This is a genomic window from Vescimonas sanitatis (genome assembly GCF_049060325.1).
Taxonomy (GTDB): Bacteria; Bacillota; Clostridia; order Oscillospirales; family Oscillospiraceae; genus Vescimonas; species Vescimonas sanitatis.
The window spans coordinates 43,818-63,569 of the sequence record NZ_JBMGPW010000008.1 but is presented as its reverse complement, the minus strand read 5'-3'; the positions used below and the strand labels follow the sequence as shown (position 1 = coordinate 63,569).

The following is a 19,752-nucleotide window of genomic DNA, read 5'->3' as shown; positions in this document are numbered from 1 at the left end:
TTTTTCTTTATCCGTACATTATAAAATTTCCGTTAAGCGTCGGTTCGTGTCGGCAGATATTTTCCTTAAAAGAAACGCGCCGCACATGAAAAAGACCGCCCGCAGGCGGTCTTTTCTTCTCGGTATGTATCAGTCTCCCTCGCGCATACGGTAGCCGACGCCCACCTCGGTGAAAATATACTGGGGGTTGCCGGGGGTAGGCTCGATCTTGCGGCGGATGTTGGCCATATTCACCCGGAGGATCTGATTGTCGGTCTTGGCCTTGGGCCCCCACAGCTCCCGGATAATGAAGTCGTAGGTCAGGACCTTGCCGGCGTACTTGCCCAGCAGGGCCACGATCTTGTACTCATTGACGGTCAATCCGGCGTTCTCGCCGTTCATCAGCACCTGGTGCTTATCATAGTCGATGGTCAGATCGCCGGTGACGAACTTGCCGGACTGGGCGATCTGGGTGTTGGAAAGGGTGGTGCGGGTGTGGCGGATGGCGGTGCGGATGCGGGCCAGCAGTTCGGAGGTGCCGAAGGGCTTGACCAGATAGTCGTCGGCGCCGTAATCCAGGGCCTCCACCTTGTCGTGCTCGTGGTTGCGGGCAGAAACCACCACCACCGGCAGATTGGACCACTTGCGGACAGATTTCAGCACCTCCATGCCGTCCATGTCGGGCAGGCCCAGGTCCAGGACGATCATGTCCGGGCAATGGGAGGCGATCATGGTCAGGGCCTCCTCGCCGGTGCGGACAATGATGGTGTCGAAGCCGTTGGCGGTGAGGATCATGGAGATAAAGTTGCTGATGGACTGCTCATCCTCCACGATCAGGACTTTGTCTTTAATCTTCATCGTTTTCTCCTTTCATGGGCAGGGTCACGGTGAAGACCGCGCCGCCCTCCTGTCTGTTGTCTCCCCGTATCACGCCGCCGTGGGCCAGCACAATGGTGCGGCACACGGACAGGCCAATGCCCATGCTGCGCTTGCCGTCACTGCTGCGGTCGCTGCGGGCGGAGCCGTCGAACAGCCGGGGCAGCAGGTGCTGGGGAATGCCGCGGCCGTCGTCCGCCACAGTGAACACCGCGCAGTTGCCCTCGCTGGACAGGGTCACGTCGATATGGTGGGTCTCGCCGTGGATGACGGCGTTCTCCATCAGGTTCACCAGTACCTGCTCCATCAGCAGGGGATCCATGGGCACCATCATCAGTTCATCCGGCAGATGGACACGGATATCCACCTCCGGGTAGTGCTTGTGGGTCTTGGCCACGGCGGACTCGATGACCTCCTCCGCCGGCTCCGGCTCTTTCTTGACCTTAGCCTCCTCAGAGCTTATGCGTGTGATGGACAGCAAATTCTCTACAATGCGGATGAGCCACTGGGCGTCCTCGTTGGTGGATCGCAGCAGCTGCTGGCGCTGCTCCTGCGTCAGTCCGCCGTCCTGCTCCAGCAGAACGTTGGTGGCGCCCACGATACCGGTCAGCGGCGTGCGGATGTCGTGAGACACGGCGCGCAGCAGGTCGGCATACATCTTTTCGCGGTCGGCCTCCCGGCGCACCTGCTCGGTCTGCTTGGCCCGGCTGGTAACGGTAGCGGTCAGGATGGAGATGGTCATCATCACCAGGAACGTCAGCGGAAAGCCCGTCAGCGTAAAGCTGATATGCCAGAAGGGGTAGGTAAAGATGATGTCCACGCTGAACACCCCCACCACTGCCATGATGATGCCCAGCAGATAGCCGTCCGTCCAGTAGGCGGTAAGGAACACATCCAGCAGAAAGATCATGGCTACGTAGCTGGTGTCGTTGTGCATATCGAAGCTGCGAAGCAGCAGACAGCACATAACGGCTGCCAGGTAGAGTCCCAGCGCCTTCAGAACATCCATGCCGGAAAAGTGCAGGCCAATGGTCCGCAGCAGCTGTCTCCGGCGGGCTTGCTTACCGGTCATAGCCGCCCTCCCCTCCTTTTGATGACGTTATTATAACATACATTATCGCTAAGGTAACGCTAAAATATCGTTAAGGTATCACGAATATCTCATTAAGAGCAACCGAAAATAACAAATAAGAGACGGCGTTGGCCGTCTCTTTTCATCTTTGCTGCGCGGGGATCAGGCTTTGCGATCTATGTGCAGGAGGCGTTTTCTGTCGAAAAACACCCATAAAAAAGCAAATCACCACGCTTTCGCGTGGTTTCCTCATCGGTATGCCTTACCGCTGGCTCACTTCCCAGTCGCTGTCGGCAAAGATCATGTCATCCAGGTCACCCCAGATCCAAGTTGTCGTCATGGTGATATCACGCTCCTTTCTTCCGTTTTACAGTGTTATTATATGCCGCGGCAGCCCGGATAACAAGCGCAAAATTGGATATTATGTATAAAGCTTTTGTAAACTTTTATTGCACATTGCACAATACCTATGGGTTATTTCTGTGTAACACTCTTGCGCTGTTGTGTGCTGTATAGTATAATAAAGTGTTCAAGCAGTCTTATGTGGTGAGGTGAGCACCTGATGAGAGAGTTTCACGGCGGCGACTATGATGTGGCCGTCATCGGCGCGGGGCACGCGGGCATCGAGGCCGCCCTGGCGGCGGCCCGGATGGGCATGAAGACCGTCTGCCTGACGGTGAGCCTTGACGCGGTGGGGAATATGCCCTGCAACCCGGCCATCGGCGGCACCGGCAAGGGTCACCTGGTCCGGGAGCTGGACGCACTGGGGGGCGAGATGGCCCGGGCGGCGGACAGGGCCTGCATCCAGTACCGGATGCTGAACCGGGGCAAGGGCCCCGCCGTGTGGTCCCTGCGGGCCCAGGCGGACCGGCGGAAATACCAGCAGGTGATGAAGCACACGCTGGAATTGCAGCCGGGGCTGACGCTGCGGCAGGCGGAGGTAACGGAGATACGCTGCGACGGGAACGGCCATGCCGCCGCCGTGGTGCTCCGCACCGGCGCGGTGCTGGGCGCCCGGGCGGTCATTCTGTGCACGGGCACCTACCTGACCGGGCAGACCATCGTGGGCGAGTGCATTGAGTCCTCCGGGCCGGACGGCCTGCACCCAGCCAACGCCCTGACGGACAGCCTGCGGGCACTGGGACTGCCCCTGCGGCGGTTCAAGACCGGCACGCCGCCGCGGATACACCGGGGCAGCGTGGACTTCAGCAAAATGGAGATACAGGAGGGCGACCCGGATCCGCTGCCCTTCAGCTTTGAGACAAAGGACGTGCCGGAAAACCGGGCGGTGTGCTATCTGACCTACACCAACGAGGAGACACACCGGATCATACGGGAAAATCTGGACCGCAGCCCCATCTATTCCGGGGTCATCGAAGGCATCGGCCCCCGGTACTGCCCGTCCATCGAGACGAAGGTGGTGCGCTTTGCGGACAAGCTCCGGCACCAGCTGTTTATCGAGCCTATGGGGCTGGACACCGAGGAGCTGTATGTACAGGGCTTCTCGTCCTCCATGCCGGAGGAGGTGCAGCTGGAGATGCTGCACACGGTGCCGGGGCTGGAGCACGCAGTGATGATGCGGCCGGCCTACGCCATTGAGTACGACTGCATCGACCCGCTGGCGCTGCTGCCCACACTGGAGGTAAAGGCAGTGCCCGGCCTGTACGGTGCAGGGCAGTTCAACGGCTCCTCCGGCTATGAGGAGGCGGCGGTGCAGGGCTTTGTGGCCGGCGTGAACGCGGCGCTGAAGCTGCAGGGCCGGGAGCCGCTGGTGCTCAAGCGGAGCGAGAGCTATATCGGCACACTGATCGACGACCTGGTGACCAAGGGCACCGAGGAGCCGTACCGCATGATGACCAGCCGGTCGGAATACCGGCTGCTGCTGCGGCAGGACAACGCCGATGCGCGGCTGTGCCCTATCGGGCACGAGCTGGGGCTGGTCAGCGATGAACGGCTGGCGGCGGTGGAGGCCAAGTACGAAGCCGTGGCAAAGGAGATACGGCGGCTGGAGCGCACGGGCATACCCGGCACGCCGGAGCTGAACGCCCTGCTAACAGAACGGGGCACCGCCGCCGTGGACAGCGGCTGCCGCCTGATCGATCTGCTGCGGCGGCCCCAGTTGACCTATGCGGACCTGACAGAATTCGACGCAAATCGACCCGACCTGCCCGCGGAGGTGCGGGAGCAGGTGGAGATCACCGTGAAGTACGAGGGCTATATCCAGCGCCAGCAACGGCAGGTGGCGGAATTTGAGAAGCTGGAGCGCCGGAAGCTGCCGCCGGATATGGACTACGACCACATCCAGGGTCTGCGGCTGGAGGCGCGGGAGAAGCTCAGCGCGCTGCGCCCCCTGAACGTGGGGCAGGCCGGGCGGGTGTCCGGCGTGTCACCGGCAGACGTGGCAGCGCTGCTGATCTGGCTGCAGACACACGACAAGGAGGCGGACGCATGACGGCACATGAGCTGACCCACACCATACGGAACGATATGCCGGTGTATCCCGGCACGGAGCAGCCCCGGCTGACCACCGCCTGCACGATCGACCAGTGCGGCTACCGGGAGACGCTGCTGCATATGTTCTCCCATACTGGCACCCACATGGACGCCCCGGCCCATATGCTCCGTGACGGTACGGCGCTGGACCGCTATGACGCGGCGAAGTTCGCCGGTCCCGCCGTGGTGGTGGACTGCCGGGGGCAGCGCGCCATTACCCTGCCGCTGCTGCAGAGCTATGACCTGAACGGCGCGGACTTCGTGCTGTTCTGCACCGGCTGGGACAAAAAGTGGGGCACACCGGACTACTACGAGGACTTCCCTTGCCTGACGACGGAGGCGGCGGCATATCTGGCCGGCCTGCCGCTGAAGGGCGTGGGCGAGGACACCATCTCGCTGGACCCCTGCGACAGCGTGGATTTTCCCAACCACATGACACTGCTGGGCGCGGACTTTGTGAACACCGAGAACCTCAAGGGGCTGGACAAGCTGCTGGGCCGACGCTTCACGTTCGTTACGCTGCCCCTGAAATTTGAGAATGCCGATGGCTGCTCCTGCCGCGCCATCGCTCTGGAGGAATGACAATGGGTAAACTGCGGTTCCTGTTTGCGCTGTGGATGGCAAAGCTGTCCATCCCGGCGCTGAAGATCACCCGCCACAACGGCACGGACTTTCCCGGCAGTCTGGCGGTGAAGCTGTGTCCGGACTTTTTGAAGTATATCGGCAAGCCGGAGCACATCATAGCCGTCACCGGCACCAACGGCAAGACCACCGTGGCCAATATGCTGAACGACGTGCTCACCGCCGAGGGCAAGACCGTACTCAGCAACCGGGCGGGCAGCAACATCATCTCCGGCGTCAGCACGGCGCTGCTGAAGGGCTGTGGCCTGCTGGGCCGGGTCAAGCCGGAGTACGACCTGGCGATCCTGGAGATCGACGAGCGCTCCGCGCCCAGGATCTATCCCTATGTGAAGCCGGAGCACATCGTCATCACCAACCTGTTCCGGGACTCCATCATGCGGAACGCCCATCCGGGCTACATCGCGGACATTCTGACCCGGTCCCTGCCTAAGGAAAGCAAGCTGATCCTCAACGCCGACGACCTGATCTCCTGCACTGTGGCGCCGGAGAACCAGCGGGTGTATTTCGGCATCGACCGGCTGCCCACCGACGTGACGGAATGCGAGAACCTGCTGAACGATATGCGTATCTGCCCCCGATGCGCCGGGAAGCTGCGGTATGAATACCGCCGCTACCACCACATCGGCCGGGCCGTGTGCGAGAGCTGCGGCTTCCACTCCCCCGACTGCGACTATCTGGCCACAAAGGTGGACACCGCCGCCCACACCATGTGCATACGGGAGGCGGGGCAGGAATACCCGTACACCCTCATCACCGACAGCCTGCACAACATCTACAACACGGTGACGGTTATCGCCGCCCTGCGGCGGCTGGGCTATGACCACGGCACCATCGCCCGCCGCATGGCGGAGGTGAAGATCCCCGCCAGCCGGCTGTCCGAGGAGGAGATCGGCGGCGTGAAGGTCATTATGCAGATGTCCAAGGACAAGAACGCTCTGGCCTGCTCCCGCAACTTCGACTATATCCGGTCCAAGCCGGGGAAGAAGGAGCTGCTGCTGATGATGAACTGCCTGGGCGTGGCCAAAAGCTGGTCGGAAAACCCCAGCTGGATGTACGACACGGATTTTGAATTCCTGAACAGCGATGATGTGACGTGCCTGGTCTGCGCCGGGCCGCGGGCCTATGACTACCAGCTGCGGCTGCTGCTGGCGGGCATCCCCCGGCAGAAGATACGGCTGGCCGAGGACGAGTTCGCCGCCCTGGAGCTGTTGCCGCTGACCCCCGGCGACGACGTGTATCTGCTCTACGGCGTGGACGGCACGCCCCTGGCCTTCCGGGTCAGGGAAAAGCTGAAGGAAAAGCTGCTGGCAAAGGAGGGCGCGCAATGAAGGCGGAAATTCTGTTTCCGGAGGTCTGCAACCTGTACGGCGATCTGCAGAACATCTACTATCTGAAGCGCTGCTGCCCGGCGCTGGAGATCATAGAGACGGACCTGCATAGCAAACCCCGGTTCCTCACGGAGGATGTGGCGCTGGTCTATATGGGCAGTACCACGGAGCAGGGGCTGCGTCTGGCGGCGGACGCCCTGCGGCCCTATGCCGCGGACATCGCCGCAAGGGCGGACGCGGGACAGCTGATCCTGCTGACCGGCAACGCGCCGGACGTGTTTTCCGCCGCCATAGAAAGCGACAGCGCCGACACCATACAGGGGCTGGGCATTCTGCCCGGGCGGGTGCGGTACACCATGATGAAGCGGCACAACAGCTTCTTCCTGGGCACCTTTGACGGTATGGAGGTCGTCGGCTTCAAGAGCCTGTTCGGCTTCCACTACGACGCAGCGGAGGCGGAGGGCTGGTTTGACACCGTGCGGGGCGTGGGCCGCACGCCGGAGTCGAAGCCGGAGGGCTTCCGCCGGGGCGGGCTGTACGCTACGGCGCTGATCGGTCCGCTGCTGATCCTAAATCCTCCGCTGTGCAAGTGGCTGCTGCGGCAGATGGGCGCCGAGGACACGCTGGCCTTCGAGGACGCGGCCTTCGCCAGCTTCAACAAGCGTGTGGCGGAGTTCAAGGAGCCGGGCAGAGGTTTCCAATACTCGTAAGCAAAAAAACATCCCCCGGTTGGGGGATGTTTTTTGTATCAGAGCTTTTCGGACAGTGTCTCGTCCAGGCCCACGCCGTAGAGGTTCTTGGCCGAGCAGCCGGCGCGGCCGCCGCCGGCACAGGCACAGGCGCACGCACAGGCGCAGCTGCTGGCACAGGCACAGTGGCTGCCGCCGCCGAAACCGCCGCCGCCAAAGCCGCCGCCACGGCTTCCGCCGCCGAAGCCGCCGCCACCTCTTCTGGGCGGTCTGGGCTTTGTTTTGGTGCCCACGCTGCCGGGACGGGGCCTGCCGTCCGGCCCGGCGGGGTACCACAGGTGGTTGACGAACACGTACCGGGTGCCGAAGCCGCCGGCGTAGCCGTCGCCCCGGCGGGCGGCGGAGATCAGCACGATCAGGAATATCACCACGAATACCATGATGACCATGCCCACGATCTCCGCACCGGTGTCGTCCTCAAAATGCTCGCACGGCACATACACATAGGGGTCGTAGTCGGAGGGGAGATTGTCGGCGCTGTATTCCTCCGCCAGCTGGGTGGGCCAGTCGGTGTAGCGCACCTGTACGTTCATTTTGTAGCCGTAGTCCAGATCGGAGGCGGTGCAGATCAGCTTGTCCTCGCTCCGGACGAACTCCGCCGACGCGGTGCCGGTGCTCTCCAGCTGGCCGGTAAGCCCGGCCGGGTCGTTCCACACCAGCACCATCTGCCCGATCCTCGCCTCGTCGAACCACCCGGCGGTGTAGTCGTAGTTCACATAGTCGTAGTGAACATTGTCATAGTCCTCGATAACGCCGTTGGTGCTGAGCTGATACATATACTCCTGCACCCACGAGTAGGCGAAGGAAAACGTCTCGTTCGCCTCGTAGGCGCGGTCAAGATAGACATACATATAGCTGTTGTCGAAGTCCAGCCGCTCGATGTTGTCCGTCAGTGCCGCCACGTCCCGGATGGAGCCGTTGGGCACGCCTATTTTCAGCTCCTGCCCGTAGGGCAGCTCCTCCAGCGGCGTCCACTCCAGCTTCACGGTGATGAGCAAGCTCCCGTCCGCCGTGTTGGGCGTCACCATAACGCCGTACTGCTCGATGTAGTCGTAATCTGCCCATGCGGTGGCGGTAAAGCAAACCGCCGCCAGTAAGACAAGCAGCAGAACGTGCAGTTTCTTCAGCATAGGGTGCCCTCCTCCCGGTTGCTTTCACGCAGTTGGCACAGCTGCTCCATTTTGGCGCTCTTGGCCCGGATGGCCGCGCAGCGCTCACTCTGCCAGATCTTGTCCCAGTCGTCGGCGAGGATATTACCCAAGGGTTGGCTGCTGAGCCAGCTCTGGCAGGGGATCACGCCGCCGTCCGGGGCGATGGCCATGTTGCTGAGGCAGGCGCCGCAGCTGGGCACCAGGGTCAGGCCCAGGGCGCGCAGCGTCTCCTCCTTCAGCCAGCCGGGGCTGGTGAAGTCCAGTTCCATTTCCAGCTCCTCCGTCACCGCCACGGCCTTTGTCAGTACGTCGGTGAGCTGCTGCTCGGTCAGCGCCGTGGCCCGGCTCTCATCGCCCACCGCGCCGCCGGAGGGGATCAGCCCGGAGCAGGTCACATAGCGGACGCCCAGACCGTGGACGAAGCGCAGCGTCTCGTCATAGGCGGTATTCAGGCTGCACAGGGGCGTGTTCACGGACACGGACAGCCCCGCCGCCACAGCGGCACGGATGCCCGCCACGGTGTCATCAAAGCCGTCGGCACCCACCAGGGCGTTGTGAATGTCCTTATCATGGCTGTAGAGCGTCACCTGCACACTGTCCAGGCTGGCGTCATACAGCTTTTGGCACAGCATGGGCGTCAGCAGGCGGCCGTTGGTGTTCAGCCGGGTGACGAACCACTGGGCGGCGTCCACCAGCTCCACCAGATCGGCGCGCAGGGTGGGCTCGCCGCCGGTGAACGTCACCTGGGGGATATTGGCCGCGCGCAGTTTCGTCAAAATCTCTTTCCACTGGGCGGTGGTCAGCTCCGGCATATCGGACAGGGGCTGTCCCGCCGCATAGCAGTGCAGACATTTCTGGTTGCAGTGCCACGCGCCGTCACGGGTCATGGCGCTGACCATCAGGTCCATACGGTGGGGCGCGGTCATCTCGGGGGCGTACTCGCCCAGCGTCAGCGGCGCGACCTCCGCCTCCGGCTCCTGCCCCCGGGCGATGGCCACCAGGGACTCTATCATGATTTGCAGGTCCTCCGCCAGACGCTCCTTGGGCGTGAAGGGGTAGACCTTATGGGTCCGGGCCACCGCACCGGCGGCCATGGCGTTCCAGTCGCTCTCGGTGATCTCCAGCCCGGCGAAGGGCTCCAGCCGGTCCATGAAGCAGGAGAGCAGGATGGCCCAGCTCAGGTTCAGGGGCACCAGCTTGCTGCCGTTGAGCAGCAGCAGAAAGGGCGCGTTCTCCGCGTCCTCACGGGGTGGGATCATGTGGATACGCACCACGCCCCGGCCCTTGGGGTCCAGGGTGATGTGCCGCACACAGTTCAGGTGCTGCCGCCGGTAGCGGCGCTCCAACATTGTAGACACAGGCAGTCCTCCTTTATGAAGGCGATGTGGGGATAGATATGTGCAGTATACCACAGCGCGGGGCAAAGCGCAACAGGACGCACAGTGAGGCAGTAGCGGTAATGCTCGGTTTCCACGATGTAGCCGTAGTTCTGTGTCCAGCCGCCGCTGATTTTCCCGCCGTGTTCATAGCAGAAACGCTCCATGGCGAAGCGGTTTTTCAGCACACTCTCCCGCAGCGTGTCCACGACCTCCTGCAGCTCTGCCTTGAACGCGGGGCTGTTCAGCTCCTCCGGGCCGCGGGGCCACCAGGTATGCCAGAACTCGTTTCCGCTGCGCCCGAAGTCCATCCGGACATGGCCAACGGTACCCAGCCGTTTATCTTCTTCGGGGTGCGGGGTATAAAATAAGCCCGCCTCCTCCGGGCGGGCAGGTCGGATATGAAGTTGTGTTGCATCTTTCAAGGTTAAGACTCCTTTCGGTGTGGAATTTGGCTTTACACATTACTGGGGGATATGCTATGATGTGGCTGACAAATCGGAATTTATAAAGGAGAATATTGATGAAATTATTTTTATGTTCGCACTTTTCAAGTGTAGGAAGTCTGATAAAGGAAGAAATTGAAAATAAGAAAGTCGCATTTATTCCAACAGCTTCACTGCGTGAAGGCTACACCGGTTATGTCGGCTCGGCTCGAAAATTATTCAAAAAGTTGGGAGCGATCGTAACTGAAATTGATATTTCAACGGAGGCTTATTCAACGATACAGTCTGTTTTTGAAGAAGCAGATGTGATATATTTTACCGGCGGAAATTCTTTCTTTCTTATGGACCAGCTCCGTAAAACGGGAACTGATGGACTGCTGAAAAAGGAATTGGCAAATGGAAAATTGATGATCGGCGAGTCGGCAGGCGCAATTATATGCGCTCCAAGCATCCAATATATCGAGCAAATGGATGAAAAGCCGGAGGACTACTCACAAGAAGATGATGCAGGGATTGATTTGATTGATTTCTATGTTCTTCCGCATTATCTTACAGCACCATTTAAGAAAGTTACCGAGAAAATAATGACTGAGTTTTCGGATTTGAATCTATGCCCAATTAACAACCGTCAGGGAATTGTAATTGATGGTGAAGATTCAAAGGTTATTTGCAAAGACTAATTTGAAAATTCCAGTTTATCTGCTTATTAAGCGGCTCGTTCCAAATGGATTGAGCCGCTTTTGCTTACATCATCCTCTGCCCCTGCGTCTGCTCCGGGAAGGGCGGGTCCAAGCGACGCAGCAGGCCGAACTCTGTTTTTGTCACACAGTCGTTTTCCATGCAATCCTGACCGTATTTCTCAAAATCCATGTAGCCCTCCATCTCGTAGATGGCTTCATCATCCAGCCCCAGCGTCTCCTGCAATCGCTGCTGACCGTAACCGTAGGCTCCTTCCACGATGCGCTGGTAGTTGTCCAGATTTCGCAGGAGTTCACAGGCTCCGCGCAGCGTATCCGGCCGCTCCGCCTCCAGCACGGCGGCGTAGGTCAGGAGCGCACCGTCCTGCTGCCAGATACCTTCTACGGCCTTCGCAAAATCGTTGTAGTCCTCCACGGCGGGGCAATTAGTATATCGCATAAGACAGGAAATATACCAAACCAAGAAAAATAGAAAAAGCGCCGCCTTGGGATTTCTCCCAAGACGGCGCTTTTCTGTTTTGGATCAGAGCGAACACTTCACGGCGAAGCCGCCGCTGAAGAAATAAGTGTTCGTCCAATACCTATTTGGTGGACCTGAAGGGATTTCCCCCGCAAGGGGGGATAAACTTCGACTCCCGCAGGCCCACGGCAAAATGAAAACCGCCCTTTCGGACGGTTTTCATTTTGGTGGACCTGAAGGGATTCGAACCCTCGACCTCTCGGATGCGAACCGAACGCTCTCCCAAGGCTGACATATTGCATCCACGCGCATTTGATTCGTTGAATTTTTGCGCAATTTTATTAAATTCAGTGTCAGTTTAGCCAGAAAATGTTGCATTCTAATTTCGACACATACCGCTTACTTTATTCAAGAAAATACAAGTGTCAATTATCTTGACTCGTCATAGATGCAATGGACAACCGCACATTATTTGTATTTTTTAGTAACCGATATTTCTACGGTAATCTTTAGTTAACAGAGAAAAACCGGCGGAGGGGATAATGAATTACGCATTCTGCCGTAGGATCAAAGTCTGGATCGCCTTTAAAGTAAAAACGCTTCCATTTTGAATTTGTGCCAATCACCCCTATTCGGTATAAATCTTGCAATATAGTTGCCGGAACATGTTTTTCCGATAGGGCCTTGACTTCAGGGAAAAACTTGGCCTTTTCTTCTATTCTCTCGCAAAACTGAATCAACGAGAATTCAGCAGAACTCCCGACCAGTACTTGCCTAATTGCCTCGACTTCTGTCTGCGAATACTTTGCCGTCAATTCATTGCTAAATTCTTCCCAAGATTCAGTTGAGTATTGTTTTCTCACACTTTCAAATAATGCTTTTTTGATTTGTGTCCGTTCCCCGTATCTACTTTTAATCAAATTAAATAGGCGCACAATATCACGGGGTTTCCCCCAGGTTTGATCTATGATATAGTTTAATGCCGTCTGCCTAGGATAGTCAATATCAACATTATCAGGGAAATAGGCTCGCAAAATTGAGCCGGTTTGTTGTACATCGTCTTGAATATCTTGAGATTGGCTAGATACCAAGCGATTTTCTAGCATTTGGATCAGTGGATGATCTTGAATATTTCCCCCATTTTGATGCCAAGAAATTTCCACGCCAAAATCCTGCATTAACTTGTTCAATTCAAATCCATTTGCTGCGGCACTTCTATAAACTTCATTCCGAATGCATGCAATAATATGTATCGGAAAGCCAAGAGTACGGGTGGACTCATTCAAATAGGCAATAGCTTGAATCAAATCTCTGATTAGCGCGACATCGCGTTCGTACGTTTTCTTTTTTAAATAAATCAGTTCCAACTCATCAAAAAGGATGTAACACTTTTTTGAACACCCCTGTACAACCTTTAGTCCCTCAAATAGTTCTTGTACTTTTTTTGCAAATGCGCGGAAAGACACCATATCCCCATCTTTTCCGCTCCATTCGAACTCTGCATTTAACTCGGCAACACCTACATCAAGTTTAATATTACCTCGTTTCATCGCAGGGACTATTCTCTTTATGGTAGACCTTTGTACACCGTATGCCGTGTCCAAAAGTAGCCGCAACTTTTTAAGTGTGGGTGTATTTTCAAAAATTGCGGTATCTTCACGTAGCAAATCCAACACACTACGAATCATAAATACCTGCCAAGCGGCTACACAATTGATTGTAAAGTCAGACGGAATCTCGCTTTCCACTATAGTTTCAAATGGCTCCGCTGGAATGCCAGCCCGTTTTATTGCATTACGCTCATCTTCATCTATATCCTTTTTGAATCTGATATAATCAACGCGATGTTGATTTTCTTCTGCGATTATTTCGATATACTTCAAAAGGGCTGTTTTCCCGCTCCCCTTTTCGCCGTGAATATAGTAGCAATCACCGTTGAGAAACCCGTCAATATTAAACCCAGGGCAAGCATAAAAAAAGGCTTTGTAAGCGTCTTTGCCAAGCAAAAGATATTCAGAATTCGCATCGAGTTTTCCAAACTGTACCCGGCTTAATGTACAATACTGGCTCATTATTATTGCCCCTTTCAATTTGAAATACGGGTAATATTATACAGTATATGGTCGCATTTTGCAAATTCTTTTTGCGTTTTTGTTATGAGAAACACTTGTATAAAATACTTACTAGCACAGATGTAAACTTATCTATAGTTCCATCCCATTCAGATCCTGTGTCTCGGGGATGTTGAAGTCGATTTAGATGCCGTAGCCGCGAGTCAGTGTAACGGTCTTGATGAGATGGGAGGCTATGAGCTTACGCTCTGCGGAGATGCGGTATCGAACATCTCGGCCCAAGACAGGAGCTGCTGGTGCTGATCCTTCAGTTCCTGTATAAGCCTGTCGCTGTCAGCCAACCGAGCTTCCAATGATTCGATGTTACAGAGGGATTCGTGCGTTTTTGTTGCGTTAAACACACGCACGTGTTATAATGGCTGCATTGGAGGTGAGTTTGTGTCCAATATTGGTTTTAAAGAAAACCTCGTGAATGAGTTTAAAAGTGACAGAACTTGTTTGCCGGATAGTGACATCATTGATGCGGTTGTTGCCTTTGCCAACACCGATGGCGGCGATTTGTATTTAGGCGTTGAAAACGATGGACAAATTACCGGATTGCACAACAGGCATAAGGACATCACGCAGCTTGCGGCGTTTATCGCCAACCGAACAGTTCCTCCAGTTTCTGTTCGATCGGAAATTTTAGAATTCGATCTCCCAGTGTTGAGGATTTCTGTTCCCAAGCGACCCAGTGTGGTAGCTACCTCTGATGGTAAGATTCAACGCCGCAGGCTTAAGCCGAACGGCGAACCCGAAAATGTACCCATGTATCCGTACGAAATAACTGCCCGGCTTTCATCTTTGAGTTTGCTTGATTATTCCGCACAGCCTGTTCCTGATGCTACCTATCAGGACCTTGATCCTGTGGAACGTGAACGGTTGCGGAATATCATTCGTTCCTATCGCGGAGAAGTAGCGCTGCTGGAACTGAATGATGAGGAGTTGGACAAGGCATTGCAGTTGGTTACAATTCAAGACGGGGCGATTGTTCCCACATTTTGTGGTATGTTACTAATTGGCAGAAAAGAAGCACTAAAACGCCATATGCCAACAGCAGAAGCATCCATACAAGTTCTTGTGGGCACAGATATTAAAGCGAACGAGTCCTTCTATCTTCCCATTCTTGCGGCTTTTGAAAAGATATCGGATGCTTTTTCTGCATGGAATCACAGCGAGGAAATGGAACAGGGACTGTTCCGCATCACGATTCCTGACTACGATCCTAGAGCCTTCCGTGAAGCGCTAGTTAACGCATTCTGTCACAGAGACTATTCTGTTCTTGGTCGCGTTCTAGTTCAAATAAATGATGAAGGGATGACCATCAGTAACCCTGGGGGATTTATTGAAGGCATCCGAGTCGATAATTTACTGGATGCGGACCCTCATGGAAGAAATCCGGCTTTGGCTGATGCAATGAAGCATATCGGCCTGGCCGAACGTACAGGAAGAGGAATTGACCGCATTTTTGAAGGTTCCTTGTTGTATGGTCGATTGCTTCCGGACTACTCGAATTCCACACAATCTAATGTGAAACTGTTCATCCCAAAGGGGCCGACCGATAAAGCATTCATTTGTATGGTTTCCGAAGAACAGCAACGCTTGGGACGGTCGCTGCCGATCCATCTACTGCTTGTACTGGATGCGATAAAACAATTGCATCGTGCCTCGGTACAGGATGTGTCAGAAAGAACCCACACCGATGAGAGCCGGGTGCGTGTCGTTCTTGAAAACCTTGTGGAGTCAGGATTAGTAGAGCGCTTGGGCAATGGCCGCGGACGATACTATATTATGAGCTCGAGGTACTCCAAAGAAACAAACAGTACCGTTGGATATGTGCGAAATCGAGATATAGATGCGCTCCGGCATCAGGAATTGGTGATGCAGCTGGCTCAAGCTAAGGAGGAAGTTACTCGTGCAGATGTGGTTGAACTTCTGCATGTGACACCTCCCCAAGCATATAGGATTCTGCAAAAGCTTAAAGACGCAGGAAGACTGTCGCTGGAAGGAAAAGGCGCAGGAGCTAGGTATCACATGAAATAGCGGCAGAAAAACACACGCGTGCGTTTTTAACACACGCGTGTGTTTTTCCTGCCAGCCTTTTGCTTGGTATTCCTCGCGCCATCCTATTCGTTATTCGGACAGTTTGGGGTGTGGGTGTTTAACAAATAATGCTGACATGATTTTTTGTGTCGAGGGAACAATCCGGCGTCTCCATTATGGCAAAGCCGGATTGTGACTTGTGAACCCCATGCGTTGTGCCATTAAAAACATGCTCTTATAGGAAATGTTATAAAATCTGCTATTGCATCTGCCTTTCCTTGCGAAATTTAGCATTAAAATTGCCTCGCCATTTTATCTCTTACAGCTCCATCCCATTCAAATACTGCGCCTCGGAGATGTTGAAGTCGATCTGAATGCCGTAGCCGCGGGTCAGGGTCACGGCTTTGATGAGATGGGAGGCGATGAGCTTGCGCTCTGCGGGGGGAGGCGGTATCGAACATCTCAGCCCAGGACAGAAGCTGCTGGTGCTGATCCTTCAGCTCCTGGGTGAGCCTGTCGCTGTCGGCCAATCGGGCTTCCAACGATTCAATATTGGCGGATAGCGATGTCATGGCCTCCTTTACGGAGTCCAGTCGGCTTTTGACCTGCTCGGGGGTGAACGGGCACTTGCCATCCAGCGAGTCCAGCATCAGGCCTTCCCAGCGGCCCTGCTCGATGTGCTTCTTGGAAAGCTCCAGCTTGGCTTGCCGAATCTGCTGCTGCAGATCAGATGCCGTTGCGCCGATCTGATTATGAACGATGTCGTACTCGCTGACAGTGCCGGCCTTCTGAAAAATATCCCGGATAATCTTGCTGACCACGGCATCCACCTTTTCGGCACGGTAGGTAGTAGGGCCATCGCAGTTTCCTTTGTGCTGGGTACGGTTATAACACTTGTAGATGGCCACACGCCCATTACTGCCATCGGTGGGGTGATGGGTTTTTCGCGCTGTTGACGCAAAAATGCGGCCACCACAGTGACCGCAATACACATTGCCGGACAGCAGAGCACTGCCGGTATTTTTTCGGGGATAACTGCGAAACGGGCGGGAAACCTCTGCTTCGCTGCCATCCTTCAGCGTGATGGTTTCCGTTCCATAGGCCGCAGCGCATTTTGCAAGGTAGTCCGCAGACCGCTGCTTCCGGCCCTTCTGCACACGCTGGAATTGCTCCGGCGTGATAATCTGCAAGTCCGGAAATATCTCAGAGATACTCTCACCGCTTCGGAGTACACCGGTGTAAGCAATATTGATGAGAATGTTCTGGATGGTGGAGTAATGGAATGGCTCACCCGTGCGGAGGTTGAGAAAGCCCTCCTCTTTGAGCGTAGTGGAGGTTTTTCGGCCACCGTAGCCGTACTGGTCGGCCAAATCGAAAATGCGGCGCACAGCCGCGGCTTCCATGGGGTTGACCTCAATATCAAACAGCTCACGGTTCTTCTTGCCTATGCGCCCCTTCTTTACCAACTGATAGCCATAGGGCGCGTAACCGCCACGAAATCTGCCCTCCATAACGATCTGCCCCAAACGGGTCTTGGTACGAATGGAGGTCTTGATGCTTTCGCCGGACGCCTGCCAGTAACGGATGTAGTTCAGCAGCTTGTCCACATGGTTATCAAACCGCTGCTGGCCTTCCTCGGCGCTCCAAACCTCGATGCCGTTGTTGACGAACCATTCCACAATGAAGGGTGTTTCGTCATCGCGCCGGCCAAGGCGGTCAAACATGAAAACAAGAAGGATGTCAAAGGTGTTCAGTGCCGCCTCGCGCTGGATTTCCTGTATGGCGTCGCGCTGCTTGGCGGAGACCTTGAAGCCGGACACGCCTTTCTCGGAAAACTCTCGAACAATGTCCCAACCCATTTGTGCGGCGAACTCATGGCATCGCTGCTTTTGCATGGGGATGTCATCCTTTTCGACCTGCTTCAGCGTGGAAACGCGATACAGGCAGCAAACTCTTTTAGCCAAGGTCACGCCTCCTTACGTCTGGAGCGTCCGAACGTAGCTGTTCTTCAAAATTGCTCGGACGGCGGCCACGGTATCATCCGCAGGAAATGGTGTAAAGGTAAGATGCACATGGAGTCCATTTATCTCCAGCGCTATCATGTTTTTAGAAGCTGCCATAGCTTGTCCCCCTTTCTTCAGTATCCGATTCATTTGCGAAATGTTCGGCGAGGTCATTGACCGCCCGCAGACGGCCAACGACCTCGCTCAATTCATCTTCGGTCAGGGGTGTATCCCCCGTAATGATGATAGCTCCGTCAATGCAGGCGATCTGCACCTCCGCGTTCGAGTCGATGCCTGCTTGCCCCAATAGTTGCTGCGGTATGGCGATCTGCTGGGTGGTATCCAATTCAGAAAGAGATACCGATGAAACTGTGAACTCATGGTATCGGTTTGCGAGGTCATCGTCGGTGATATAAGCCACAAACACGTCCTGCCCCGCAGTCAACCCCATTTCAGTCAAGTCATCCGCCGGGATCACAAGGCGTCCGTCATCGCCAATGGTATAAGAGCTTTCAGAAATTTTAATGAGTACCCCTCCTCTTGCAGTTGCATTGATTCCTGATGGCACAAACACGGGTGCTGCGGAAAGGAGTAATTGGGGGGGTAGGTAGTAAATATGTGAGGGGGAGGGAAAGTGCAGCACCCGCATTTCTGCCATCAGGCAAAGGTCATGGCGGGGCCGCCCCGGTTTCCCGGAACGGCCCACGCCGTTTCTGTCGTTTGTCCAGTCCTATTCGACACTACTTCCCGGACTGATGGGCGGTCAACTGGTCTGCGGTGGGCGCCGCACATGGGAATTGCACCCCTCCGAGGATCTCTCCGAGCTGCACCGATTGCTTGTATCTGTCGCTATGCAGAAGTACCATTGTAGGCAGATGAGGTCATGGCGAGACAGCCTGCCGCGGCTGCTTTTGGATGAACGGGTATCGCTGGGCACCTTCCGATCTGGGACCTGCATTGACACGGGAGACTCCCGTGCAGGTGGTCATGGCGCGTTCTCCGCATCGCTGTCCTCTTTCTTACGGAGGCTCATCTGCTGATGTGATCCAGTTGCCGAATATGGCCGAATGGCGTTTTTCAAGGTACAATAGGCCCTTTGTTTGGCTTGAGTAAATTGTACCTTGAAGGAAAGCCACGGAACAGAAACAGTTTGGAACATTGCATACCCAAAATGGAACATTTTACAGTTCCGCTTGCAATTCAGAGAGGATATCGATTGCCATTCTCAAACACTGCTTTCTGTCCACGCGATAGTTTTCTTTTCCAAGCAAGAGAAAATCCATGGAGACATCGAAGAACATTGCCAGTTCAATGGCAATTTCAATCGGGCCTATCTGTAAGCCGTTCTCAATTTTAACTATGTAGGTTCTACTAACATTTATCTTTTCAGCAAGCTGTTCTTGAGTGAGCTCTCTGCCGGTGCGTAACCGTTTGATTCGCTCCCCGTATGCCATTCGGTCAAAATGCATTTTATTCCCTCCGTTTCGTCATTTGTGAAGAACTCGCAAACGGCAGAAACGGTGGGGCACGGCAATGAAATTGGCATCCGCATAATGAAAAGCGGAGAAAAAGCCAAGGATGGCCGCAAAGGGCCATCCTTGGCTTTTCCTCCGTTTTGTTGTGTTGTCTGGTCGCATGGTTAGGCGGCCTCTCGAATATCTCCAGAGGCCAATGTGTTCCGGGAACTCCGCTTCCTATATCAGCGTTCTCTATATTCTGGCGCCTCCATTATCCTCCCATACCACTGCCGAGATCATAGCCAAGGTCACAGGTATAGCGCCACTCCACGACGTCGCCGTCCTTCACCTGGTAGCGGGAGCAGCCGTAGTTGGGATACCAGCCGTTGACGTTGTACATCCAGCCGGACAAACTGCCCACGTCGAACTCATAGAGGTTATTGATCCCCTCTACATAGGCGCTGTTATATACCGGAGTCCAGTTGGATTCCATGTGGATGGCGTTGTCCCGACATACCCGCTGGAGAACATCGAATACGCTCTCGCCCTCGCTGAACTCCACCTCCGTGGCGGGAAAAACAATGCCGTCCTCCGGCACGAGGAACTTCTTGTTCTCCACGCACTTGTCCATGTTGTCCAGAATGGTCTCGCAAGAGATGGAGAAAGTACAGGTGTGGGTCGTAGTGGTATCCACCGTCGTATCTTGCGGCTCTACCGGCGTAGGTTTGCCCTCCGGCACAGGGTCGGTCATGTACTGATCCTTGTTTTCTGTATCCTCCGGCTGCACAGGAGCAGCGCCGCAGGCGGTACAGAAGAGCAGGAATACCGCCAGCAGCAATGCCGCTGCGCATCTGTGCTTCGTACCCAT

At 55.4% G+C, this 19,752-nt stretch carries 18 protein-coding genes; 6 read left to right on the top strand and 12 right to left on the bottom strand.

Annotated features, from left to right (window positions below; genetic code table 11):
• Positions 1–129: 129 nt before the first annotated feature.
• Both ACOMDU_RS10115 and ACOMDU_RS10110 read right to left on the bottom strand, forming a co-directional pair.
• Positions 130–837, bottom strand: coding sequence for a response regulator transcription factor (locus ACOMDU_RS10115; protein WP_022135015.1), 708 nt, complete (start codon positions 835–837; stop codon positions 130–132).
• Positions 827–1,927 carry a sensor histidine kinase gene (locus ACOMDU_RS10110; protein WP_421130195.1) on the bottom strand — a complete coding sequence of 367 codons (1,101 nt, stop codon included), beginning with the start codon at positions 1,925–1,927 and terminating at the stop codon, positions 827–829. The genes ACOMDU_RS10115 and ACOMDU_RS10110 overlap by 11 nt, the downstream gene beginning before the upstream one ends.
• Positions 1,928–2,489: 562 nt before the next feature.
• Here ACOMDU_RS10110 and mnmG point away from each other — a divergent pair.
• Genes mnmG through ACOMDU_RS10090 form a run of 4 tightly spaced genes read left to right on the top strand, consistent with a single transcriptional unit; the run spans position 2,490 to position 7,100 of the window.
• Positions 2,490–4,379: a tRNA uridine-5-carboxymethylaminomethyl(34) synthesis enzyme MnmG gene (gene mnmG, locus ACOMDU_RS10105; protein WP_421130194.1), complete on the top strand. Its 1,890-nt coding sequence runs from the start codon at positions 2,490–2,492 to the stop codon at positions 4,377–4,379.
• Complete coding sequence (locus ACOMDU_RS10100) at positions 4,376–5,002, top strand: cyclase family protein (protein ID WP_421130193.1); 627 nt, start codon at positions 4,376–4,378, stop codon at positions 5,000–5,002. The genes mnmG and ACOMDU_RS10100 overlap by 4 nt, the downstream gene beginning before the upstream one ends.
• Positions 5,003–5,004: 2 nt before the next feature.
• Positions 5,005–6,390 carry a MurT ligase domain-containing protein gene (locus ACOMDU_RS10095; protein WP_421130192.1) on the top strand — a complete coding sequence of 462 codons (1,386 nt, stop codon included), beginning with the start codon at positions 5,005–5,007 and terminating at the stop codon, positions 6,388–6,390.
• A complete protein-coding gene (locus tag ACOMDU_RS10090) occupies positions 6,387–7,100 on the top strand; it encodes a hypothetical protein (RefSeq protein ID WP_421130191.1) in 714 nt (237 codons plus the stop codon). The genes ACOMDU_RS10095 and ACOMDU_RS10090 overlap by 4 nt, the downstream gene beginning before the upstream one ends.
• 38 nt (positions 7,101–7,138) lie before the next feature.
• Here ACOMDU_RS10090 and ACOMDU_RS10085 read toward each other — a convergent pair whose 3' ends face one another.
• Genes ACOMDU_RS10085 through ACOMDU_RS10075 form a run of 3 tightly spaced genes read right to left on the bottom strand, consistent with a single transcriptional unit; the run spans position 7,139 to position 10,091 of the window.
• Entirely contained in the window at positions 7,139–8,269 is a 1,131-nt protein-coding gene (locus ACOMDU_RS10085; protein WP_421130190.1) for a hypothetical protein, read from the bottom strand.
• Entirely contained in the window at positions 8,263–9,639 is a 1,377-nt protein-coding gene (locus tag ACOMDU_RS10080) for a radical SAM protein (protein ID WP_421130358.1), read from the bottom strand. Before ACOMDU_RS10080 ends, ACOMDU_RS10085 begins: the two co-directional genes overlap by 7 nt.
• Positions 9,606–10,091 (bottom strand): hypothetical protein, encoded by a 486-nt coding sequence (locus tag ACOMDU_RS10075; protein WP_421130189.1) that lies wholly within the window; start codon positions 10,089–10,091, stop codon positions 9,606–9,608. The genes ACOMDU_RS10080 and ACOMDU_RS10075 overlap by 34 nt, the downstream gene beginning before the upstream one ends.
• A gap of 98 nt (positions 10,092–10,189) precedes the next feature.
• Between ACOMDU_RS10075 and ACOMDU_RS10070 the strand changes: the two genes are divergently transcribed.
• Positions 10,190–10,792, top strand: coding sequence for a Type 1 glutamine amidotransferase-like domain-containing protein (locus ACOMDU_RS10070; protein WP_007888235.1), 603 nt, complete (start codon positions 10,190–10,192; stop codon positions 10,790–10,792).
• Between the two features lie 64 nt (positions 10,793–10,856).
• On the opposite strand, the gene ACOMDU_RS10065 is transcribed toward ACOMDU_RS10070, so the two are convergent.
• Together ACOMDU_RS10065 and ACOMDU_RS10060 are read right to left on the bottom strand one after the other, a co-directional pair.
• Complete coding sequence (locus ACOMDU_RS10065; RefSeq protein WP_421130188.1) at positions 10,857–11,249, bottom strand: hypothetical protein; 393 nt, start codon at positions 11,247–11,249, stop codon at positions 10,857–10,859.
• Positions 11,250–11,779: 530 nt separating this feature from the next.
• The gene (locus tag ACOMDU_RS10060) at positions 11,780–13,342 is read right to left on the bottom strand and encodes a P-loop ATPase, Sll1717 family (RefSeq protein WP_421130187.1); all 1,563 of its coding nucleotides are present in this window, start codon (positions 13,340–13,342) and stop codon (positions 11,780–11,782) included.
• 438 nt (positions 13,343–13,780) lie between these two features.
• Here ACOMDU_RS10060 and ACOMDU_RS10055 point away from each other — a divergent pair, with 438 nt between their 5' ends.
• Entirely contained in the window at positions 13,781–15,424 is a 1,644-nt protein-coding gene (locus tag ACOMDU_RS10055) for an ATP-binding protein (RefSeq protein ID WP_421130186.1), read from the top strand.
• 293 nt (positions 15,425–15,717) lie between these two features.
• Here ACOMDU_RS10055 and ACOMDU_RS10050 read toward each other — a convergent pair whose 3' ends face one another.
• The 5 genes from ACOMDU_RS10050 to ACOMDU_RS10030 all read right to left on the bottom strand — a co-directional run bounded on the left by ACOMDU_RS10050 (position 15,718) and on the right by ACOMDU_RS10030 (position 19,752).
• Positions 15,718–17,388: a recombinase family protein gene (locus ACOMDU_RS10050; RefSeq protein ID WP_476718548.1), complete on the bottom strand. Its 1,671-nt coding sequence runs from the start codon at positions 17,386–17,388 to the stop codon at positions 15,718–15,720.
• 12 nt (positions 17,389–17,400) lie between these two features.
• A complete protein-coding gene (locus tag ACOMDU_RS10045) occupies positions 17,401–17,544 on the bottom strand; it encodes a hypothetical protein (protein ID WP_421130184.1) in 144 nt (47 codons plus the stop codon).
• The gene (locus ACOMDU_RS10040; protein WP_421130183.1) at positions 17,531–18,085 is read right to left on the bottom strand and encodes a hypothetical protein; all 555 of its coding nucleotides are present in this window, start codon (positions 18,083–18,085) and stop codon (positions 17,531–17,533) included. Before ACOMDU_RS10040 ends, ACOMDU_RS10045 begins: the two co-directional genes overlap by 14 nt.
• A 523-nt stretch (positions 18,086–18,608) precedes the next feature.
• A complete protein-coding gene (locus tag ACOMDU_RS10035; RefSeq protein WP_421130182.1) occupies positions 18,609–18,896 on the bottom strand; it encodes a helix-turn-helix domain-containing protein in 288 nt (95 codons plus the stop codon).
• 259 nt (positions 18,897–19,155) lie between these two features.
• On the bottom strand, positions 19,156–19,752 hold the full coding sequence (locus ACOMDU_RS10030) for a DUF4430 domain-containing protein (protein ID WP_421130181.1): 597 nt from the start codon (positions 19,750–19,752) through the stop codon (positions 19,156–19,158).

Excerpts from the sequence above, each read along its gene's own strand:
- ACOMDU_RS10045 (WP_421130184.1), bottom strand. The coding sequence starts at position 17,544 with ATGGCAGCTTCTAAAAACATGATAGCGCTGGAGATAAATGGACTCCAT.
- ACOMDU_RS10115 (WP_022135015.1), bottom strand. The coding sequence starts at position 837 with ATGAAGATTAAAGACAAAGTCCTGATCGTGGAGGATGAGCAGTCCATC.
- ACOMDU_RS10095 (WP_421130192.1), top strand. The coding sequence starts at position 5,005 with ATGGGTAAACTGCGGTTCCTGTTTGCGCTGTGGATGGCAAAGCTGTCC.
- ACOMDU_RS10100 (WP_421130193.1), top strand. The coding sequence starts at position 4,376 with ATGACGGCACATGAGCTGACCCACACCATACGGAACGATATGCCGGTG.
- ACOMDU_RS10110 (WP_421130195.1), bottom strand. The coding sequence starts at position 1,927 with ATGACCGGTAAGCAAGCCCGCCGGAGACAGCTGCTGCGGACCATTGGC.
- ACOMDU_RS10070 (WP_007888235.1), top strand. The coding sequence starts at position 10,190 with ATGAAATTATTTTTATGTTCGCACTTTTCAAGTGTAGGAAGTCTGATA.
- ACOMDU_RS10030 (WP_421130181.1), bottom strand. The coding sequence starts at position 19,752 with ATGGGTACGAAGCACAGATGCGCAGCGGCATTGCTGCTGGCGGTATTC.
- ACOMDU_RS10065 (WP_421130188.1), bottom strand. The coding sequence starts at position 11,249 with ATGCGATATACTAATTGCCCCGCCGTGGAGGACTACAACGATTTTGCG.
- ACOMDU_RS10080 (WP_421130358.1), bottom strand. The coding sequence starts at position 9,639 with ATGTTGGAGCGCCGCTACCGGCGGCAGCACCTGAACTGTGTGCGGCAC.
- ACOMDU_RS10040 (WP_421130183.1), bottom strand. The coding sequence starts at position 18,085 with ATGGCAGAAATGCGGGTGCTGCACTTTCCCTCCCCCTCACATATTTAC.
- ACOMDU_RS10035 (WP_421130182.1), bottom strand. The coding sequence starts at position 18,896 with ATGCATTTTGACCGAATGGCATACGGGGAGCGAATCAAACGGTTACGC.
- ACOMDU_RS10090 (WP_421130191.1), top strand. The coding sequence starts at position 6,387 with ATGAAGGCGGAAATTCTGTTTCCGGAGGTCTGCAACCTGTACGGCGAT.
- ACOMDU_RS10060 (WP_421130187.1), bottom strand. The coding sequence starts at position 13,342 with ATGAGCCAGTATTGTACATTAAGCCGGGTACAGTTTGGAAAACTCGAT.
- ACOMDU_RS10085 (WP_421130190.1), bottom strand. The coding sequence starts at position 8,269 with ATGCTGAAGAAACTGCACGTTCTGCTGCTTGTCTTACTGGCGGCGGTT.
- mnmG (WP_421130194.1), top strand. The coding sequence starts at position 2,490 with ATGAGAGAGTTTCACGGCGGCGACTATGATGTGGCCGTCATCGGCGCG.